Below are 20961 nucleotides of genomic sequence, written 5' to 3' on the forward strand. Positions count from 1 at the left end.
CGTGATCGTCATTGTCCCAGCAGGCCCTTGATGGCCTTGCCGATGCGCTCCACCGGATCGGCGCCGGACCCCGCCGGCGCCGCGGAACTCTTCGGAGCGGCGCTCGGCGCCTCGGGTTCCGGCAACGGCAGCGCCTGGTCGATCAGGTCCTTCCCCTTGAGCAGTTCCATCAGTCCCGACTTCAGGGCGCGCTGAATGGACGGGTTGCGGATACTCGACCAGTTCACCTCGTATTCCGGACGATCCCAGGCGCCGGTGATGCGGACGGGAATGGTCGCGCCCAGCAGCGGCATCAACGCAATATCCAGGCCCTTGGGCAACCGCGCCGCCACCTGGGCTAGCAGGACCAGGTCCAGACTGCGGCCGGGCACATCGATGCGCGCCGGCTTGCCTTCGGACACCCTCACCAGGTCGGTCACCAGAGACAGCTTCGACAGGGTGCCCTGGCCATCCTTGAGGTCCAGGCGGCCGTCCAGACTGCTGAAGGCGGTGCTGCGGCGGCTGTCGAACGGCGAAGCCAGGGCATCCAGGCGGCCCTTCAGGACATTGCCCAGCGCCGCCGCCACGTCCACGAGAGTCTGCACGGCATCCACCCCGTGCACCGCCCCGTCCTTGACCTGGAGGGAGGCCCGGCCCGCCAGCGACCGCTGCAGGGCATCGGCCGTCGCGCCCTGCGCGCGCAGGTCGAACTGCGCCGCGCCGCGCCCCGACAGCGGGCTCCAGCCCATCGCGGCCTGCATCAGGGGCGCCACGGCGACCTTGTCCAGGTTCAGTTTCAGGCCGAATGTCTGGTCGGCCGTCGCGCTGAACTGGCCCGACAGCGTGCCTTCGTACAGGCCGGCCGACAGCTTGGAAACGATCAACTCGCCCTTCTGGACACGCGCCTGGAGGCCGACGCCCGTCAACTGCACGTCGCGCACCCGCAGGTCGCCGATCCGCACGTCGCCCTCGACATCCAGCCCCTGCAGGAAAGACAGATCGATCGGCGCGGGGGCCGGCGGCGCCTTCGCATCGCCGCTCCGCGCCTTATCCTGCGCCTTGTCGTCCTGATCCTTGTCCGCTTCCCGGGCCGCGCCGTCCGACTTGGCCGCGGCGGCCGGCGGTGCGGGCAGCCAGCGATTCAGATCGAGCTTTTCCGTGTTCAGGGCGAACCGGGTCCGGGGCTGGGACGTGGCCAGCTTCGTAGTCTGGGACTTGAAGGAGGCCTGTCCGCCGTCGATCACGGCGTTCAGATCCGCCGACAACTGATCCTGCACCAAATCCAGGTGCACGCTGCCGATCATGGGAAACTCATAACTGCCGGACGGCAGCGCACGGTCGCGCACCCCCATGTCACCCTTGATGGCGCTCAGGGACCCCTTTCGCAGGGACATGTTCCAGGTCAGCGGCGACGTCAGTTTCAGACGCAGCAGGCGATCGCCCTGGGTCAACGCCCCGTCCAGGCTGGCCGCGCGGAATTGCCATTCGTTGGCATTGCCCGACAGTCCTTCCAGCCCCAGGGAGACGGCCATCGTATCCTCGCCGGTCCATTTCAGGGTGCCGGTCACCGGATCGGCCTGGGCGGAATCGGGCGAGATCGCCAGGGCCGGAGCGTCCAGGGCCAGGTCCAGAGCGCGCTGGCGGTCCTGACCCACGGCGCGCAGAGCGAGCTTGTCGATCTTGAGCGCGGCATTGCGCTGGTCCAAGCGCAACTGCGCGGCCGTCAGACTGGCCTTCAGGCCCTGGATCGGATGCGCGCCGACGATATCGCCGCTCAGGGCCAGTTCCAGGTTGTCGGCCGAGAAGTGGCGAGCCTTGCCGTCGTAGGCTAGATTGCCCTTCAGGGTGGCCTGCGACCGGTCCAGATTGCCCAGGCGGCCGCCCAGCTGCACATTGATCTTCTGCGCCGAATAGCCGAGCCCCCCCGGATTCAGGCGCAGCAGCGCCTGGGCCTGGAGCTGGGCATTCTGCACCGGATCGTTGCCCGTGATCGCGGCCTTCAGGGACACGTCGAAAGGCTGGTCGTAAGTGACCCGGCCGGTGTTCGCCTCGATCCGGTCGAAGGTCGTGGACAGGCCGTCGCGCTGATCGACGTACTGCACCCGGCCCGCCTTCAGTTCGAGGCCGGCGATGTCGATGTTGAAATCCGACCTGGCGCCGGGCGCCGCGGCGACAGCCATGGGCGCGGGCGCCGAGGCGGCGACCGCCGCTGTGTCGGCATCCAGCAGATCGCTGAAGTTGAACCGGCCCTGGGCGTCGCGCACCACATAGGCCTTCAGGCCCGTGACGGCCACGTGGTCCACCACCAGCTGGTTCGACAGCAGGGGCCAGATCGCCACCGCGAAGCGGGCGCTGTCGATGGACACGAAAGTGTCCTTGGCGTCACGGTCGGACAGGGCCACGTCGCTGACCGACAGGCCGATGCGGGGGAACAGCGACAGACTGATGTCGCCGCCGATGGTCAGCGTGCGGGCGGTGCGCTCGAATACCAGGGATTCCAGCCTGGATTTGTAAGCGTTCGGATTGAAGGTCAGCAGGAAAATCGCCAGCCCGACCACCGCCAGCAGCAGCGCCACGACCAGGCTGAACAGCACCCGCTTCAACCAGACATTCATTTTTTAACCCACACCTTCGATCGGCAGTCCGCCACAGGCCGGACAACAAACGAAATGCTAACCCATGCCCGCGCCCGGCACGGCCGTTTACGGCGTCCGGCCGCATTCTATTGCACCGCATTGCATTTCGTAGAAGAATGCACAGGACTTTATATGACTCACGGCTATATTGAAATAGGGCCATAGACCTTATGCTGTAACGGCATTCGCCGGTACGATGGCTGATTGCCCCAAATCATGCTGCACAGGAGACACACCCCATGACCCGCCGCTTCGAGACTCTGGCGATCCACGCCGGCTACACTCCCGACCCCACGACCAAATCGGTCGCCGTGCCGATCTACCAGACCACCTCGTACGCATTCGACGACACCCAGCATGGCGCGGATCTGTTCGACCTGAAAGTGGCCGGCAACATCTACACCCGCATCATGAACCCGACCACCGCCGTCCTGGAAGAGCGCGTCGCCGCCCTGGAAGGCGGGGTGGCCGCGCTGGCCGTGGCCTCGGGCATGACGGCCATCACCTACGCCATCCAGACCCTGGCGCAGGCGGGCGACAATATCGTCTCCACCAGCAAGCTCTACGGCGGCACCTACAACCTGTTCGCCCACACGTTCCCGCGCCAGGGCCTGGAGGTCCGCTTCGCGCCCCACGACGACGTCGCCGCCCTGGAGGCCCTGATCGACGGGCGCACCCGCGCGGTGTTCTGCGAATCCGTCGGCAACCCGGCGGGCAATATCATCGACATCCAGGCGCTGGCCGAGGCCGCGCACCGCCACGGCGTGCCGCTGATCGTGGACAACACAGTCGCTTCGCCCGCCTTGTGCCGTCCCATCGAATGGGGCGCCGACATTGTGGTGCATGCCCTGACCAAGTACATGGGAGGGCACGGCACCAGCATCGCCGGGGCCGTCGTGGACAGCGGCAAGTTCCCCTGGGCCGAGCACCGCGACCGCTTCCCCATGCTGAACGAACCGGATCCGTCCTACCACGGCGTGGTCTACACCGAGGCCTTCGGGCCGGCCGCCTTCATCGGCCGCTGCCGCGTCGTGCCCCTGCGCAACACCGGCGGCGCGATCTCGCCCTTCAATTCCTTCCTGGTGCTGCAGGGCATCGAGACCCTGGCCCTGCGCATGGAGCGCCATTGCGCCAACGCCCTGGCCGTGGCCCGCTTCCTGAAGGACCATCCGCAGGTCGCCTGGGTGAACTATGCCGGCCTGCCGGACCACCCCGAACACGCCCTGGCGCGGAAATACATGGGCGGGCTGCCCGCCAGCATCCTGTCCTTCGGCATCCAGGGGGGTCTCGCCGCGGGCGCCCGCTTCATCGATGCCCTGCAACTGATCCTGCGGCTGGTGAACATCGGCGACGCGAAATCCCTGGCCTGCCATCCGGCCTCGACCACGCACCGACAGCTCAGCCCCGAAGAACTCGATCGCGCCGGTGTAGGCGAAGACATGATCCGCCTGTCCATCGGCATCGAGCACATCGACGACATCCTCGACGATCTGCGCCAGGCGCTGGACGCCAGCCGCTGACCCCGGCCCCGTCACGCCCCAACCTTCAAGACATCAAGGAACCCCCCATGCAGCAATACAGCCGCACCCCCGCCGGGAGGCCACCATGCAGGTAGGCATCCCCCGCGAGACCCTGCCGGGCGAGACCCGGGTCGCCGCCACCCCCGAAACCGTCAAGAAACTGGTCCAGGCGGGCCATCGGGTGCTGGTCGAACGCGGCGCCGGCACGGCCGCCCGCCATCCCGACGCCGACTATGAAAAAGCGGGCGCCGAACTGGCCGACGCCGGCGCCGCCCTGGGCGGCGAGCTGGTCCTGAAGGTACGCCGCCCCGACGCGGCCGAACTGGGCCGCATGAAGCCGGGCGCCGTGCTGCTCGGCATGCTCGACCCCTTCGACCCCGACGGCCTGAAGGCGCTGGCGGAGGCGGGCCTCACGGCCTTCGCCCTGGAGGCCGCGCCGCGCACGACCCGCGCCCAGAGCCTGGACGTGCTCTCGTCCCAGGCCAACCTGGCCGGCTATAAGGCCGTACTGCTCGCCACCCAGTACTACGGCCGCATCTTCCCCATGATGATGACCGCCGCCGGCACCCTGAAGGCGGCCCGCGTGGTCGTGCTGGGCGCGGGCGTGGCCGGCCTGCAGGCCATCGCCACCGCGCGTCGCCTGGGCGCCGTGGTGGAAGCCTCCGACGTGCGCCCCGCCGCGCGCGAGCAGGTCGAGTCGCTGGGCGGCAAGTTCATCGACGTGCCCTACGAGACCGACGAGGAACGCGAAATCGCCGAAGGCGTCGGCGGCTATGCCCGGCCCATGCCGGCCGCCTGGATGGCGCGCCAGGCCGCCCTGGTGGCCGAACGCTGCAAGCAGGCCGACATCGTCATCACCACGGCCCTGATCCCCGGCCGCCCGGCGCCGACCCTGATCCAGCCGGACACGGTGGACGCCATGAAGCCCGGCTCGGTCATCGTCGACCTGGCCGTGGAGCGCGGCGGCAACTGCCCGCTGTCGGTGCCGGGCGAGGTCGTCGAGCGCGACGGCGTCACCCTGGTCGGGCTGGCCAACCTGCCCGCCCTGCTCGCGACCGACGCTTCCGCGCTGTATGCGCGCAACGTGCTCGATTTCCTGAAACTCGTCATCGACGCCGAGGGCCGCTTCGCCCTCCCGGCGGACGACGACATCGTCACAGCCTGCCTGGTCTGCAAGGACGGCCAGGTCCTGAGGAGCGTCTGATGGAAGCCGTCAATCCCACCCTGATCAACATCATCATCTTCGTGCTCGCCGTCTACGTGGGCTTCCACGTGGTCTGGAACGTGACCCCGGCCCTGCACACCCCGCTGATGGCCGTGACCAACGCCATCTCGGCCATCGTCATCGTCGGCGCCATGCTGGCGACCGGCCTGACCGACGGCGGCCTGGCCCAGTCCATGGGCGTGTTCGCCGTGGCCCTGGCGGCGGTGAACGTCTTCGGCGGCTTCCTGGTCACCCAACGCATGCTGGAGATGTTCAAGAAGAAGGAACGCAAGGGAGGCCAGGCATGATCTCGGCCAATCTCGTCACCCTGCTCTACCTCGTCGCCTCGGTCTGCTTCATCCAAGCGCTCAAGGGCCTGTCCCATCCCACCACCTCGCGCCGGGGCAACACCTTCGGCATGATCGGCATGGCGATCGCCATCCTGACCACGGCGGCGCTCATCGTCGGCCTGGCGCGCGACGGCGCCACCGCCACCGGCCTGGGGCGCGTGATCCTCGGGCTGCTGGTCGGCGGCGCCATCGGCACCGTGCTGGCGCGCAAGGTCCAGATGACCAAGATGCCGGAACTGATCGCCTTCATGCACAGCATGATCGGTCTGGCGGCCGTCGCCATCGCCACGGCGGTCGTGGCCGAGCCGCACGCCTTCGGCATCGCGGCCGACGGCGCTCCCATCCCCACGGGCAACCGGCTGGAATTGTTCATCGGCACTTTCGTCGGCGCCATCACCTTTTCCGGCTCGGTGATCGCCTTCGGCAAGCTGTCGGGCAAGTACAAGTTCCGCCTGTTCCAGGGCGCGCCGGTGGTCTTCCCCGGCCAGCACATGCTGAACCTGCTGCTGGCGATCCTGATGCTGGCCTGCGGCTTCTGGTTCATGGCGACGCAATCCTGGCTGCCCTTCATCGCCATGACGATGATCGCCTTCCTGCTGGGCGTGCTGATCATCATCCCGATCGGCGGGGCCGATATGCCGGTGGTGATCTCCATGCTGAACAGCTACTCGGGCTGGGCGGCGGCGGGCATCGGCTTCTCGCTGAACAACCCGATGCTGATCATCGCCGGCTCGCTGGTGGGCTCCTCCGGCGCGATCCTGTCCTACATCATGTGCAAGGCGATGAACCGGTCGTTCTTCAACGTGATCCTGGGCGGCTTCGGCGCCGAACCTTCCGCGGCGGGCGCCGCGGGCGACGGCGCGCCGCGCAATGTCAAGTCCGGCAGCCCGGACGACGCCGCCTTCCTCATGAGCAACGCCGAGACCGTCACCATCGTCCCGGGCTACGGCCTGGCCGTGGCGCGCGCCCAGCACGCCCTGAAGGAACTGGCCACGAAGCTGTCGGCCCAGGGCGTGACGGTGAAATACGCCATCCACCCGGTGGCCGGCCGCATGCCGGGGCACATGAACGTGCTGCTGGCCGAGGCCGAGGTCCCCTATGACCAGGTGTTCGAGATGGAGGACATCAATGGCGAATTCAGCCAGACCGACGTCGTGCTGGTGCTGGGCGCCAACGACGTGGTCAACCCGGCGGCCAAGAACGATCCAAACTCGCCCATCGCCGGGATGCCGATCCTGGAGGCCTACAAGGCGCGCACGGTGATCGTCAACAAACGCTCGATGGCGGCGGGCTACGCCGGCCTGGACAACGAACTGTTCTACATGGACAAGACCATGATGGTGTTCGGCGACGCCAAGAAAGTCCTGGAGGACATGGTCAAGGCCCTGGAATAGGGTCGTCACCCCCTCGGGAAGGCCCGCGCATGCGGGCTTTCCCGCAGTCCCGGAGCACCGTTTTCCGGAGCCCCATCGTTTAGAATTCATCCTAGTCGCACTCTAGGCGCAGTCCACGACCATGGCCTTCCAGGAAGACGATCCCTGTCTGGTATCGCAATCGCTCGAAATCAGTTCCATCCTGCATGGCCTGCTCAGCCAGCGGGTGCTGGTGCGCCTGGACATTCCCGGCATGGCCGTCTCGATCATTTCCACGCTGCTCGAAGTTGACGCGAAAGCCGGCACGCTGCTGCTGGACAACGCCTCCGAGGACCTGATCAACACCCGGCTGCTGCGCGCGCCCGCCGTGCGCCTGCAGGGCACGCTGGACCGGGTGATGATCGAATTCTCGGGACCGCTGAGCCCCGCCATGCACGAAGGCAAGCCGGCGCTGTCGATGGCCTGGCCCACACAGCTGCGTCGGGTCCAGCGGCGCGCATTCTTCCGGGTCGACGTCCCGGCCAACAATCCCGCCCACTGCCTGATCGAAGACGCCTCCCTCCCCTCGGGCAAGGCCCGCTTCCGGATCGCCGATATCAGCGCGGGGGGCCTGCAGCTGGTGGACCGGGACAACCTGCTCGCTGAAACGCCCATGGGCACGATCTTCGACGAATGCACGCTGGAACTGCCCGGCTCGGGCGACCTGGACGTCGCCCTGCGAGTGCTGCGCTCCACACACCTGACCCAGGACAACGGCAAGCCGCAGCACCAGGTCGCCTGCCGCTACTTCAACCTGCCGGACAACCGCCAGATCGCCATTCAGCAATACATCGGCTCGCTGGAACGCGCCGTCCTCGCCCGCCGCTGGGGCATCGAATGAATGAATCCCGGGTCTCCGGACCTGGAATCCCCTGATAAATATATTATTTGCATATTTGTTGCGTCTGTGAAATCATCCCCGGTACCGGATCCATGCGGGATCCTGACCGGCAACCATCATGAACGCTTCCTCCTGTGACGTCGCCATCGTAGGCGGCGGCATCATCGGCCTGAGTTGCGCCCTGTACCTGCGCGAGGCGGGACACGACGTCGTCGTGGTCGAACGCGACGACCCCGCCAGCGGCGCCAGCCGGGGCAACGCGGGTGCCCTGGCCTTCGCCGAGATCCTGCCGCTGGCATCCCCTCGCATCATCCGCAAGGCGGCCCACTGGCTGTTCGACCCGCTGGGACCGCTCAGCCTGCCGCCCGCCTATCTGCCGCGGATCGCGCCCTGGCTGCTGCGCCTGTGGCGGGCCAGCTGGCCGTCGCACTACCAGGCCAATATCCGGGCGCAGGTCGCCCTGATCGGCCTGGCCCGGGAGGAAATGATGGCCATGCTGGCCCGCACGGGGCTGGACCGCCACCTGCACACCGAAGGCGTGCTGGAAGTCTACGAGGGCGCCGAACGCTTCGCCGCCGCCCGGGAAATCGCCCGCCAGCGGCTGGCCTACGGCATCGAAAGCCATCCGGTCCAGGGCGCCGAGCTGGCCGAACTACAGCCCGGCCTGGCGTCCCGGTTCACCCATGGCATGCTGGTGTCCCGCTGGCGCAACGTCGACGATCCCCAGGCCCTGGCCGTGGACATCGGCCTGCGGGCGCAGGCGCTCGGCGCCCGGTTGCTGCGCCGCGAAGTCCGCGCCGTCGAACCCTCCACCGAGGGCGGCCTCCTGATGCTGGACGACGGCGCCACGCTGCGGGCGCGCCGCGTCGTCATCGCCGCCGGCGCCTGGTCGCACCGGCTGAGCCGCCCGCTGGGCGACCCCATCCCCCTGGAAACCGAGCGCGGCTACAACACCACCCTGCCGCCGGACGCGCTGGACCTGCGCCGCCAGATCACGTTCTCCGATCACGGCTTCGTGATCTCGCCGCTCACCTGCGGCATTCGCGTAGGCGGCGCCGTCGAACTGGCCGGCCTGCGGCGGCCGCCCGACTACCGCCGCGCCCAGGCCATGCTGGACAAGGCCAAGGCCTTCCTGCCGGCGCTGCGCACCGAGGGCGGGGAGCAATGGATGGGCTTCCGGCCCAGCCTGCCCGACTCGCTGCCGGTGATCGGCCGCGCCCGCCGCCATCCGGACATCTTCTACGCTTTCGGCCACGGCCACCTGGGTCTGACGCAGTCGGCCGCCACCGCCCGCCTGATCCGCGACCTGATCGGCGGCCAGGCGCCCGCCATCGACCTCGCCCCCTACCGGCCGGAACGCTTTTTCTGAGGACTCATCATGCATCGTATCTCCATCCTGGACTCCCACACCGGCGGAGAACCGACCCGGCTGGTGCTCGACGGCTTTCCCGACCCGGGTGCCGGCTCCATGGCCGAACGCCGCCGGCGGCTGGCCGAACGGCACGACGAATGGCGCAAGACCGTGATCCTGGAACCGCGCGGCAGCGACGTGCTGGTCGGCGCCCTGCTGTGCGCCCCGGAGGATCCCGCCGCCACGGCCGGCGTGATCTTCTTCAACAACACCGGCTACCTGGGCATGTGCGGCCATGGCACCATCGGCCTGCTGGCCTCGCTGGCCTGGCTGGGCCGCATCGAACCGGGCGAGCACCGCATCGAGACCCCGGTGGGCACCGTCACCGCCACGCTGCACGACGACGGTTCGGTCAGCGTGCGCAACGTCCCCGCCTACCGCCACCGCAAGGCGGTCGCCGTGGACGTCCCCGGCCACGGCATCGTCCACGGCGACATCGCCTGGGGCGGCAACTGGTTCTTCCTGGTGGACGCCCCCGACCGGGTCGTCCCCGGGGCCGACCGGACCGCTCTGACGGAATACGCCTGGGCGATCTGCCAGGCCCTGGACGCCCAGGGCATCCGCGGGCGCGGCGACGCGCGCATCGACCACATCGAATTGTTCGGTGCCGACGAGGACACCGACAGCCGCAATTTCGTGCTGTGCCCCGGGAAAGCCTACGATCGTTCGCCTTGCGGCACCGGCACCAGCGCCAAGCTGGCCTGCCTGGCCGCCGACGGCAAGCTCGCGCCAGGGCAGATCTGGCGCCAGTCCAGTATCATTGGCAGCCAGTTCCAGGCCAGCTACGAGCCGGGCGAGCACGGCGAGGTCGTCCCGACCCTGCGCGGGCGCGCCCACATCAGCGGCGAAACCACCCTGATCCTGCAGGACGACGACCCCTTCCGGTGGGGCATCGAACCGCAGTCCTGACTCTTCCGTGACATGACTTCCGCATCCCCCACCGTCAAGATCCGCGCCACCGAGGCGGCCTACGACCGCATCGAGCAGATGATCGCCACGCTGCAGCTGGAACCCAACCAGCCGATCGTGGAAAGCGACCTGATCCAGATGACCGGTCTGGGCCGCACGCCCATCCGCGAGGCCCTGATGCGGCTGATCGCCAGCGGCCTGATCGAACAGCAGCCCCGGCGCGGGCTGCGCGTCAGCGAGATCCGCATCGCGGAGCACCTGATCCTGATCGAGACCCGCCGGGTGCTGGAGCGGCTGATCGCGGGGTCGGCGGCCCGCCGGGCCACGACCGGACAGCGCGCCGCCCTGCTGCAATGCGCGCACGACATGACCGAGGCCGCGCGCCAGGGTGATCTGGCGGGCTACATGCGGGCCGACCAGGCGCTGGACCGCGTGACCCACGAGGCCAGCCGCAACCCCTACGCCGTGCAGGCAATCATCCCGATGATCATCCAGTGCCGGCGCTTCTGGTATGCCTACCAGCACGAGGGCGACCTGGAACGCGGCGCCCGCTGCCACCTGATGCTGGCCGAGGGCATCCACGCCAACGACCCGGAGCGGGCTATCGCCGGCGCGGACGCGCTGATGGACTACCTGATGGAATTCACCCACACCGTCATCGAAGGATGAAAAAGGCGCCTCACGGCGCCTCAGAATGTTGATAAACCCCCTGTTTTTTGGACAGCGGGGTTTATTTTTTGGTCACAGGCAATGCGCAGGCCGTTGCATCGCTGAAGCCAGAATCGACCTCACAATGAGGCTCCGTGCGGTATTGAAGACTAGAGCAGACCGTGCGGCGCCGTAAAACGACGCTAAAAGCCGCGCCAGCAGCAGCGCGATCTTCTTCATGTTCTGCGCAGTAGCGGCCAACAAGCACTGCTCCATCACTTTTTTCAGTCCGCGCAGACGCGCATACCGATGCCCGTGCAATTGCTTGGCGTCGGCGAAGCTGCGCTCCACCGTCTCTTTGCGCCGGGCGTAGAGTTTTTTGCCCGCCGGAGTCAGGCGACGTGCCTCGACCCGCTCCTTGGCCTGCTCCCACACATGACGCACCAGCACTTTGACATGGTTGGCGCTTCGCGTGCAGCGTGATCGTCCAGGGCAACTGGCACACAGATCCGGATCCGAGTGGTACTCACGATAGCCTGCGCGACTGGTCGTCTTGTACGGTATCTCTTGGTGATGCGGGCAAGTGTAGGTATCGCTTTGCGCATCATAGACATACTCACGCTTATAAAAATAACCGTCCTTGTGGCTCGGGCGACGATACCCCATCACCCCGGCAATCGACCGATCCTCCAGGCCCTTACACACCATCGAGGTGAAGTACCCCGCATCCAGCCCCACCGCATACGGGTTCAGATTAAAACGCTCGCTCTGACGATCCAGCCGTGCCAGATACGGTTGACTGTCATGCACATTGGCCGGTGTCACATGCGTGTCGGTGATGATCGCGTGCTTGGCATCGACCGTGCGATGGTCCAGGTAAAAGAACCCTTTGGGCTTGCCCTCGCGCACCATGTAGCCACTCTCGGGATCGGTGCGGCTGACCTTGAATCACCCCGGGAATCGCGGAGGCTGTTTGGTTAAAGTAAAACCGCCTCAGCAGCGGGTGTTGCAAGCACTTGATAGTACCGTTGTTCGGCCTCGGCGGGGGGGATGTCGCCAATCGATTCCAGCAGCCGCTGATGATTGAACCAGGCCACCCATTCCAAGGTGGCTAATTCCACGGCAGCCTTGGTCTTCCAGGGGCCACGCTGATGAATCAGTTCTGCCTTGTACAGGCCGTTGATGGTCTCGGCCAGGGCGTTGTCATAGGCGTCGCCCGTGGCCCCCACCGAAGGGCTGATACCCGCCTCGCCCAGCCGTTCGGAATAACGGATCGACACGTACTGCGAACCGCGATCCGAATGATGGACAAGGCCTGCGGCCGGATCGGGGTGCCGGTCGTAGAGCGCCTGCTCCAGGGCATCGAGCACGAAGTCTGTGGTCATCCGCGAGCTCGTGCGCCAGCCCACGATGCGCTTGGCATACGCATCGATGACGAAGGCCACGTACATCCATCCCTGCCAAGTGGATACGTAGGTGAAGTCAGCCACCCACAGGCGGTGATTGTCAACCTATCTGTCGCATTTTCTGAGTGACTCAAGCCGCCCGCTTGAGGTCTGAATTTCGCTTGGCACAGGACGCGTGACCCTTCTGCGGGTTGAGGAAGACCTCGTCGACTCTTGTCCAGTTGCGGGTCCTGCCGCTCCAGCGCTCCGGGTGCTTTTCGCGGGCCGCCCGATAGAGGGCATGGCGCCGTTCGAGCAGGCCGCGATCGCGCCCACAGTGACGCTGCTCAGGCGTCACGAAGCCGATAGCGCTGTGCCGGTGCTCGGTGTTGTACCAGCGCACGAACTCACCGACCCAGGCCCGGGCAGCCAGCAGACCGGTGAAGGGCTTGCGAGGGTAGCGGGGGCGGTACTTCAGAGTCCTGAACAAGGACTCTGAGTACGGGTTGTCATTGCTCACCGCTGGCCTGCTGAACGATGGCGCCACACCCAGCTCCCGTAGTGTCGCCAGCATGGTGGCGCCCTTCATCGGGGAGCCATTGTCGCTGTGTAACACCACCTGCCCTGGGAGGATGCCCTCGCGGCGGCAGATATCGCGCATCAGCTCACTGGCACGGGCGCTGTCCTCGGTGTCATAGACCTGCCAGCCCACGATGTGACGGCTGAACAGGTCAAGAAACAGGTACAGGTAGTAGTACTGGCCCCGCACGGTGGCGGGCAGATAGGTGATGTCCCAGCTGAAGAGCTGCCCTGGCGCAGTAGCCGTCAGCGCCCGAGGCCGATGCACCGGGCCAGGCGTGCGATCAGGCGTGCGATGCACCAGTTGCCCGGCGGTACGCATCAGCCTGTAGATCGTCGATTCACTGGCCAGATAGACCCCCGTATCCGCCAGGCGTGGCACGATCTGAGAAGCGGGCAGGTGGCCGTACTCGCTGCTGTTGACCACCCGCAGGATGCGATCACGCTCGGCATCGCTCAGGCGGTTGCAGGGCCGCTGTACCCGCGTGGGGCGCCCATCGCCTTGCTCCGGGGCCCGCCGCCAACGTTGCAGTGTGCGTGCGCTCAGATTGATTGCTTCACAGGCGCGTGCCTGTCGAGCACCAGCCGTGACCGCCTCAGTAATCAATGCCATGATCTGTCGGCGCTGTGTCAGTGAGGTCATTTGTCCTCGTCCTCCCACAGCGCCTGGTATTTTTTTTGCAGTACCAGCAGGGCTGCCGCCTCCGATAACGCCTTGTCCTTGCGGGCCAAATCACGGCGCACGCCAACCAGTTCCTCTTTGAGCCGACGCAGCTCCTGGATATCGGCTGCGGGCTTGTTCCCCGACTGTTCGAGCTCATGCTTCCAGGCCGTGAGCTGATGGGCGAAGATGCCCCGTTCCCGGCACCAGGCGTTGCGCGCCTCTTCGGCCAGAGAATGGGTCTCAAGCAGGGCCTGCAGCCGCTGTGCGGATGTCCACCGACTGGCGGGGGCCTCTTCTGAGGATTGCCTGCGCAAATGAGCCATCTTCGGATTGCGAATCCAGTTCTTCAGCGTATGGACCGACATGTTCAACTCCTGGGCCATGTCAGCCACCGTGCGCGTGCCGCGCTGCAGGGTCTTGCGGATCGCCTCCTCTTTGAAGGCCGTGCTGTAGGTCGTCAAATTCATCTAATCGTTCCAAATCCGATGCGACAACTAGTCTGACACAGGGGGCAGGCGATTGGGTCGATCAGCATGGAAGGCCCGACGCACCAGATCGCGCGGGCAGGGTTTGGAGGCATCGGGAACCGTCGTGCGTATCCGCTTGCCCCGGCGCACTCCCTCGATCCCCAGGCGGCCCATGAGTCGCTCGACCGTACAGCGGGCAATGGGCATGTTCTCCCGATGCATCTGGCGCCAGATCTTGCGCGCGCCGTAGACTTGGAAGTTCTGATCCCAGACGCGGTAGATGTCGACCATGCGCTGCTCGTCCCGTTTGGCCCGGTGGCTGCGTAGATCTGGATTGCGACACCGGGCGGCATGGCGCCTGTAGGCTGACGGGGCGACCTGCAATACCTTGCAGATCGGCTCGACCCCGTACAAGTCTCGGTGCTGATCGATGTAGGCGTTTATTTCTTCAGGACGCGGTCGAGCTCCGCCTGGGCGAAAAAAGCGCTGGCCGTCTTTAGAATCTCGTTGGCTCGGCGCAGCTCCTTGACCTCGCGCTCCAGCGCCTTGATGCGTTCCTGCTCGGCCTGCGGGATACCGGCACGTACACCCGTCTCCACCTCCTGGGCCCGAACCCATTTGAGCAGCGAATGCGGCGAGCAGCCAATCTTGGGTGCAATCGATGTGACGGCAGCCCACTGCGACGCGTACTCGTCGCGGTGTTCCAGGAGCAGGCGCACGGCCCGTTCACGGATCTCAGGTGAAAATTTGGTTTGATTGTTGACCATGGCTCCATTCTCTCAAAGCTTGGAGCCTCCTCAAAACCCGGGGTGATTCAGTTCTGGCTGATCGTCGAGGCATCAGGCACCTTGTCGGTCAACCGCAGCCCCAGAAACCACCGATAGGCCACGTTGACTTGAACCTCTCGGATCAACTGACGTTCGCTGCGGATACCAAACAGGTACCCCAGCAACAGCAGTTTGAACAACACCACCGGGTCGAGCGCCGGGCGTCCGTTGTTGGGGCAATAAAGGTGGGACACGCGATCCCGGATGAACTCCAGGTCGATTGCCGCAGCAATCTTGCGCACCAGGTGATCGGCTGGAACCAAGGATTCCAGCGTCACCATCTCCAGCTCGTGCTGGTAAGCCGTCGGGGTCTTGAGCATGACCCCATTATGAACAAACCCTCCGTTTTATGGGAGGGTTTGTCAGCAGTCTGGGCGCCTCACGGCGCCTTTTTCATCCTCGGTTCAACTCAGTTCACATACCAGATCGTCTTGACCTGCTGGTACTGGTCCAGAGCCTCCAGACCGTTGTCGCGACCGCCGAAGCCGGACTGCTTGTAGCCGCCGAACGGGGTGGTGATGTCGCCTTCCGAGAAGCCGTTGACCGACACCGTGCCCGCCTGGATGGCGCGCGCCACGCGCTGGGCACGGCCCACGTCGCGGGTGTACAGGGACGCAGCCAGGCCGTAGTTGCTGTCGTTGGCCAGGTCGATCGCCTCGGCTTCGGTCTCGAAGGTGGATACGGCCAGGATGGGGCCGAAGACCTCTTCGCGGAACAGCCGCGATTCACGCGCGACGCCGTCGAAGATGGTCGGTTCGACGTACCAGCCGCTGCCCAGGTCCGCATGGATGCGCCCGCCGTGCGCCAGACGCGCGCCCTCGGCCGCCGCGCCTTCCAGGAAGCCGCGCACCTTGTCGAAATGCGCGCGTTCGACCATGGGACCGATCTGCACGGATTCGTCCGTGGGCAGGCCGACCTTCCAGTTCGACAGGCGTGCGCGCAGGCGGTCCAGCACGGCGTCCTTGACGCCCGCCTGGACGATCAGGCGGGAACCGCAACTGCAGTTTTCGCCCATGTTCCAGAAGGCGGCGGCCAGCACGTGGTCCACCAGCCCGTCCAGATCCGCGTCGTCGAAGATCACCTGGGGACTCTTGCCGCCGCATTCCAGGACGATTTCCTTCAGGTTGCTCTCAGCCGAGTATTTCAGGAAATAGCGGCCGACCTCGGTGGAGCCGGTGAAGGACACCACGTCCACATCCATGTGGCGCCCGAGCGCCTGGCCGACTTCCTCGCCCAGGCCGGTCACCAGTTGCAGCGCGGACGCCGGGACGCCGGCCTCGTGGGCCAGCTGGGTCATGCGGTAGGCGCTGAGCGAGGTCAGTTCGGCCGGCTTGACGATGACCGAATTTCCGGCCGCCAGGGCGGGCGCGACCTTCCAGGCGTACATCTGGGCCGGAAAATTCCAGGGCAGCACGGCCCCCACCACGCCGATAGGCTCCTTGACGATCAGGCCCGTGGCGGCCGGCCCGGTCGGCGCGATGCGGCCGAAACACTTGTCGATGGCCTCCGCGTACCAGCGGAAGGTGTCCAGCGTGGCCGGCAGGTCCGTGTTCAGGCATTCGGTGATCGGCTTGCCGGCGTCGATGCAGTCCAGCGCCGCCAGCTCCTCGGCGTGGGCCTCCATCAGGTCCGCCCAGGCCAGCAGGACGCGCTTGCGTTCGGCGGGAGCGCGCTGCGACCATTCGCCGGACTTGAAGCCGGCGCGCGCCACGCGCACCGCCAGGTCCACGTCGGCGGCGGTGCCCGACTCCAGGGCGCCGATCACGCTGTTGTCGATCGGCGTGGTGTTGTCCATCCGGACGCCCGGCGCATCATGTCCGGGAATCAGGTGGCCGGCCCACAGGCCGCCCGCGCGGGCCTGGGCGAAAATCTGTTCCTTGGTTTGCGGCATGGCGGTCTCCTCAGCCCTGATAGGCGTTCAGCAGCGCCAGGAAGGCGCGTTCATCCTGTTCCGACAGCGGCGCCAGGGGCAGGCGCACCGGGCCGGCCTCGATGCCGTGGCGGCGGCAGCCCAGCTTGGCCTTCTGGTTGTAGTCGCCGGATTCCATGGCCTGGATCACCGGATACATGCCGCTCATCAGGCGGCGGACCTCGTCCCACCGGCCCTTGCCGGCGGCCTCGACCATGGCGGCCTGCTCGGCCGGGAAGACGTTGGCGCCGCCGCTGATCCAGCTGCGCACGCCCCAGAACAGGAAATCGGCCGCCATGTCGTCGGAACCGCTGATGATCTGGAAATCCGGGATGCCGGCCTGGATCAGGGCCAGGGCGCGGTTGAAGCTGCCGCTGCTTTCCTTGATGCCGACGATGTTGGGGATGCGCGCCAGTTCGATCACCGTGTCCACGGCGATCTGCACGCCCACCCGCGCCGGAAAGTCATACATGATGATGGGCAGCTTCGTAGCCTGTGCGACGGTGCGGAAGTGCTGCGCGATCCCGGCTTGCTCCGGCAGGCTGTAGGGCGGCGTGGACAGCATCAGACCGTCGTAACCCAGGGCCTCGGCCTGATGCGCATTGCGGATGGCCTGGGTCGTGGACAGGGCGTTGATGCCGGCGATCGCCGTCACGCGGCCCCGCGTGGCCTCCGCCACCGTGCTCAGCACCAGCTCGCGCTCGTCGTCTTCCAGCGCATAGTATTCGCCCGTAGTGCCGCAGGCCACGATGCCGGCGACGCCGGCGTCGATGAAGCGCTCCACCAGCCGGCGCAGCGCGTCGGCGTCGACGTGGCCATCCGCCGCGAACGGTGTGACGATGGGGACCAGGACTCCTTCGGTTTTCATGTGCTTTCCTAAAAGCTAAAAAGACGGCCCGGGCGACCGGGCGGGAACGGGGCGCGATGCCCCGGCATCGGATTCAGAACCCCGAGACACGCTGCGGCAGCCAGGTGGCCAGGGCCGGGAACAGCACCACCAGCGCCAGGGTCGCGAACTGGACCAGGATGAAGGGCACCACGCCTTTGCAGACCTGGCCATACTTCATGTCCGGCGGTGCGATCGACAGCAGGTAAAAGATCGAGGACGCCATCGGCGGGGTCAGATAGCTGGTCTGGATGACGATGATCACCAGCGTGCCGAACCAGATCGGGTCCACGCCGGCCGCCGTGAGCACGGGCAGGAACAGCGGCACGCAGATCAGCACGTTGGCGGTCCAGTCCAGCACGAAGCCCAGCAGGAACACGATGAACAGGAACAGCACCAGCGTGCCCGACAGCCCGAGGCCCATGTCGGAGATCAGGCTCTGGATCAGGCGCGAGCCCCCATTGGCGGCGAAGATCCCCGTGAACATGATACCGCCGGCCACGATCAGCAGGATCATGGCGGAGATCCGCACCGTGATCGCCAGCGCTTCCCGCATCATGGGCACGCTGAACTTGCCGTAGCAGATGCACAGGATCAGCGCGCCGACCGCGCCGACGGCCGCGGCCTCGGTGGGCGAGGCGATGCCGGCCATCAGCGAGCCCAGCACGGCCACGATCAGCAGCATGGTCGGCAGCAGACCGCTGAAGGTGATCTTGAGCTTTTCCATCACCGGCAAGCGCATGTCCGGATCGTCGGCCCGGGGGCCTTTCCTCGGGTCCAGGATGCAGACGACGACGATGTACAGGATGAACAGCCCCACCATCACCAGGCCCGGGAACAGCATGGCGGCGAACAGCTCGCCCACCGAGATCTGGGCCAGCGAGGCGTACACCACGGCCACCACCGAGGGCGGGATCATGGTGCCCAGCGAACCGCCCGCGCAGATGGTGCCGGCGATCAACGAATTGTCATAGCGGAAGCGCTGCATGGCGGGAATGGCCATCAACCCGACCATGACCTCGACCGCGCCCACCACGCCGGCGGCGGCCGCGAAGGTGGCGCCCATGGCGATGGTCGCCACGGCCAGCCCGCCGGGCAGCCGCCCCAGCCATAGCTGCATGGTGCGAAACAGGCGCGCGGCGATGCCGGAACGTTCCAGGATCGCGCCCATCAGCACGAACATGGGAATGGCCGACAGGATGTAGTTGGTGGCCGCCGAATACAGGCCGCCGTAGAGTTGATTGAACACCTGGTCGCCGAAGGCGAACCAGCCCGCGATCAGGGCGGGAATGATCAGGGACAGGGAAACGGGGATGCCCAGGAAAATCAGCAGGAACATCCCCGGGAACATCAGGGCGGCGATGGTCGGATTCATCAGTGATCCTTCTTGGCGGCGGAATCCAGGCCGCGGAAGGCCCGCAGGCCCTCCACCGCCAATTGCAGGGTCAGGGCGACCAGCCCGATCGCGATGCACAAGTAGAACGGCCACATCAGCGGCGCCCAGGGACTGACCGTCTCGACCTCATGCCGCACCCAGGCCCGCCAGGTATGCGACACGGCGATCCAGGACAGCATCCCGAAGAACGGCGCCAGGATCAGCAGGTAGGCGATCCCCTGGACTGCGCGATCGACATGGACGGGCAAGCGGTTGCGCAGCACGTCGATGCGGATGTGCGCGTCCTCCCGCAGGACGTAGGCCACGCCCAGCAGGAAGACGGCGCCGTTGGCCATGTAGGCGACATCGAAGGCCCAGACCGTGGGCGCGTCGAACACGTAGCGGGCGAAGACCTCGTAGACCATGGACACAGTCAGGACGGCCGCCGCCACGCTGGCCAGCTGGGAGGCGCACCAGGACACGCCGTTCGCGAATCGGGTCAGGGCATTGAGCATCTCGGCCTCGCTTGGCGGCGATCGCGGATCAATCGCGCATCAGATAGTTGCTTTCGGCCTTCCAGCGCTTGTGGTAGGCCTCGTAGTCGGCCAGGACCTCGGCCATATCCGGCTTGCCGGCGGCCTTCTGCGCTTCGGCCGTCTTGTGCATCCAGTCGTAGCCCGCGTCGGACAGCTGCTTCACAAATTCCGGACTGAGGGTGATGATCTCGTTGCGGCCGGAACGGTACTTTTCCATGGCCTTCATGTCCGCGTCATAGAAATAGTCCAGGCTCTGTTCGGTGGTCAGTCGGGCGGCGGCCTCGATCAGCGGCTTCAGGTCCGCCGGCACCTTGTCCCAGGTGTCCTGCTTGACGACCACTTCCCACATGAAGGTCGGCTGATGCACGCCCGGCACGACGATGTACTTGGCCGCCTGGTGGAAGCCTTCGGGCATGTTGGCCGACGGCGGCGCCCATTCCACGGCATCCACACCCTTGCGCTGCAGCAGCGTATAGGTCTCGCCCGGCGGCACCACGGTCGGGACGGCGCCGAAATAATCGCGCATCACCTCGGCCCAGGGGCCGGACGTGCGGTATTTCAGGCCCTTGAGGTCTTCCGCGCTGCGGATGGGTTTATTGGCATGGGCCAGGATCTCGGAGGAACCAATACCGACGATCATGGTCTTCAGGCCTTGGCCGGCGCGCAGCTTTTCCAGCTTTTCCTTGCCGCCGCCCTGGTACAACCAGGCCTTGTAGGCGTCCGGTCCCATGCCGCCCGGAAAACCCGAGAAAATGGCGTTTTCCGGATCCTGATTGACCAGGTAGCTGGACGTGGAATGGCCGGCTTCGACCACGCCGTCGCGCACCGCGTCGAACACCTTCAGGGCCGGCACGATCACCCCGGCGCCAAAGGGCTGGATCTCGACCCGGCCGGACGTGATGGTCTTGACGTTGGAGGCGAAGCGCTCCAGGAAGTTCTGATAGAAGGGCGAGCCTTCGGGCACGGAAGTCGGCACGCGCCAGGTCACGTCGGCCGCCGTCGCGGCGCCCGCCATGCACATTGCCAGGGCCGTCACGGCCAGGGTGCGGAAAATCTTCTTCATGGTCTCCCCCTTGAATTGGAATACGCGATCGCCGGACAGCATTCGCGCTGCCGTCAGTCTAATATCCATTAAATATATTTACAACATATTGAGGGTAAACACCAATGCCGCCCGACCATCCGGGCAGGCGGCTCGGGAAAGGCACGGGATATGCTAGTGTCCTGTCTGGTGAGTTTGGTCACTTGAATTCGGATGCATGGGCTTGCCAGGCAAGGCGCGAACCGCATCGATAGCCGGTGCTATCGCGAGGATGAGTCTGGACACGGAGCAGTCCCTGCGGACTATGCCGTGCCTGACGAATCCGAACCGCTTGCAAGCGGTGAGGTGGACAAGCAACGCAGCATGGCCAGCCCGGGCGCC

The 20961-nt window shown here is 66.2% G+C and carries 14 protein-coding genes, 5 pseudogenes and 1 other annotated feature; of the genes and pseudogenes, 8 read left to right on the plus strand and 11 right to left on the minus strand.

Annotation, left to right across the window (positions count from 1 at the left end):
* Positions 1-8: 8 nt before the first annotated feature.
* On the minus strand, positions 9-2594 hold the full coding sequence (locus tag ACTPOE_RS10230) for an AsmA family protein (RefSeq protein WP_458872097.1): 2586 nt from the start codon (positions 2592-2594) through the stop codon (positions 9-11).
* Between the two features lie 260 nt (positions 2595-2854).
* Between ACTPOE_RS10230 and ACTPOE_RS10235 the strand changes: the two genes are divergently transcribed.
* The 8 genes from ACTPOE_RS10235 (at position 2855) to ACTPOE_RS10270 (ending at position 10931) form a co-directional block, all read left to right on the plus strand.
* Complete coding sequence (locus ACTPOE_RS10235; protein WP_458872098.1) at positions 2855-4135, plus strand: bifunctional O-acetylhomoserine aminocarboxypropyltransferase/cysteine synthase; 1281 nt, start codon at positions 2855-2857, stop codon at positions 4133-4135.
* Between the two features lie 85 nt (positions 4136-4220).
* Entirely contained in the window at positions 4221-5339 is a 1119-nt protein-coding gene (locus tag ACTPOE_RS10240; RefSeq protein ID WP_458872099.1) for a Re/Si-specific NAD(P)(+) transhydrogenase subunit alpha, read from the plus strand.
* A complete protein-coding gene (locus ACTPOE_RS10245) occupies positions 5339-5647 on the plus strand; it encodes an NAD(P) transhydrogenase subunit alpha part 2 (RefSeq protein WP_043684843.1) in 309 nt (102 codons plus the stop codon). The genes ACTPOE_RS10240 and ACTPOE_RS10245 overlap by 1 nt, the downstream gene beginning before the upstream one ends.
* A complete protein-coding gene (locus ACTPOE_RS10250) occupies positions 5644-7083 on the plus strand; it encodes an NAD(P)(+) transhydrogenase (Re/Si-specific) subunit beta (RefSeq protein ID WP_458872100.1) in 1440 nt (479 codons plus the stop codon). The genes ACTPOE_RS10245 and ACTPOE_RS10250 overlap by 4 nt, the downstream gene beginning before the upstream one ends.
* A 121-nt stretch (positions 7084-7204) precedes the next feature.
* Complete coding sequence (locus tag ACTPOE_RS10255) at positions 7205-7942, plus strand: flagellar brake protein (RefSeq protein ID WP_458872101.1); 738 nt, start codon at positions 7205-7207, stop codon at positions 7940-7942.
* Between the two features lie 118 nt (positions 7943-8060).
* Positions 8061-9311: an NAD(P)/FAD-dependent oxidoreductase gene (locus ACTPOE_RS10260; RefSeq protein ID WP_458872102.1), complete on the plus strand. Its 1251-nt coding sequence runs from the start codon at positions 8061-8063 to the stop codon at positions 9309-9311.
* Between the two features lie 9 nt (positions 9312-9320).
* Positions 9321-10262, plus strand: coding sequence for a 4-hydroxyproline epimerase (locus ACTPOE_RS10265; RefSeq protein ID WP_458872103.1), 942 nt, complete (start codon positions 9321-9323; stop codon positions 10260-10262).
* 12 nt (positions 10263-10274) lie between these two features.
* A complete protein-coding gene (locus tag ACTPOE_RS10270) occupies positions 10275-10931 on the plus strand; it encodes a GntR family transcriptional regulator (protein ID WP_458872104.1) in 657 nt (218 codons plus the stop codon).
* Positions 10932-11003: 72 nt separating this feature from the next.
* On the opposite strand, the pseudogene ACTPOE_RS10275 reads toward ACTPOE_RS10270, so the two are convergent.
* The 10 genes and pseudogenes from ACTPOE_RS10275 to dctP form a co-directional block, all read right to left on the minus strand.
* Positions 11004-11855 (minus strand): annotated as a pseudogene (locus ACTPOE_RS10275) (IS1182 family transposase); the annotation flags it as partial.
* A gap of 32 nt (positions 11856-11887) precedes the next feature.
* A pseudogene (locus ACTPOE_RS10280) lies at positions 11888-12412 on the minus strand (IS3 family transposase); the annotation flags it as partial.
* A 34-nt stretch (positions 12413-12446) separates the two neighbouring features.
* Positions 12447-14005: pseudogene (locus ACTPOE_RS10285) on the minus strand (IS3 family transposase).
* A gap of 45 nt (positions 14006-14050) precedes the next feature.
* A pseudogene (locus ACTPOE_RS10290) lies at positions 14051-14772 on the minus strand (IS3 family transposase); the annotation flags it as partial.
* Positions 14375-14491, minus strand: a sequence feature (AL1L pseudoknot). It overlaps the preceding pseudogene by 117 nt.
* Before the next feature lie 50 nt (positions 14773-14822).
* Positions 14823-15152, minus strand: a pseudogene (locus ACTPOE_RS10295) (transposase); the annotation flags it as partial.
* A gap of 89 nt (positions 15153-15241) precedes the next feature.
* Positions 15242-16723 (minus strand): aldehyde dehydrogenase, encoded by a 1482-nt coding sequence (locus tag ACTPOE_RS10300; protein WP_458872105.1) that lies wholly within the window; start codon positions 16721-16723, stop codon positions 15242-15244.
* A gap of 10 nt (positions 16724-16733) precedes the next feature.
* Positions 16734-17609, minus strand: a complete 876-nt coding sequence (dapA, locus tag ACTPOE_RS10305) for a 4-hydroxy-tetrahydrodipicolinate synthase (protein ID WP_458872106.1) — start codon at positions 17607-17609, stop codon at positions 16734-16736.
* 73 nt (positions 17610-17682) lie between these two features.
* Positions 17683-19002 (minus strand): TRAP transporter large permease, encoded by a 1320-nt coding sequence (locus ACTPOE_RS10310; protein ID WP_458872107.1) that lies wholly within the window; start codon positions 19000-19002, stop codon positions 17683-17685.
* Entirely contained in the window at positions 19002-19517 is a 516-nt protein-coding gene (locus ACTPOE_RS10315; RefSeq protein ID WP_458872108.1) for a TRAP transporter small permease subunit, read from the minus strand. The genes ACTPOE_RS10310 and ACTPOE_RS10315 overlap by 1 nt, the downstream gene beginning before the upstream one ends.
* A 28-nt stretch (positions 19518-19545) precedes the next feature.
* Complete coding sequence (gene dctP / locus ACTPOE_RS10320; protein ID WP_458872109.1) at positions 19546-20601, minus strand: TRAP transporter substrate-binding protein DctP; 1056 nt, start codon at positions 20599-20601, stop codon at positions 19546-19548.
* Positions 20602-20961 lie beyond the last annotated feature (360 nt).

It is taken from the genome of Castellaniella sp. WN (genome assembly GCF_054457555.1).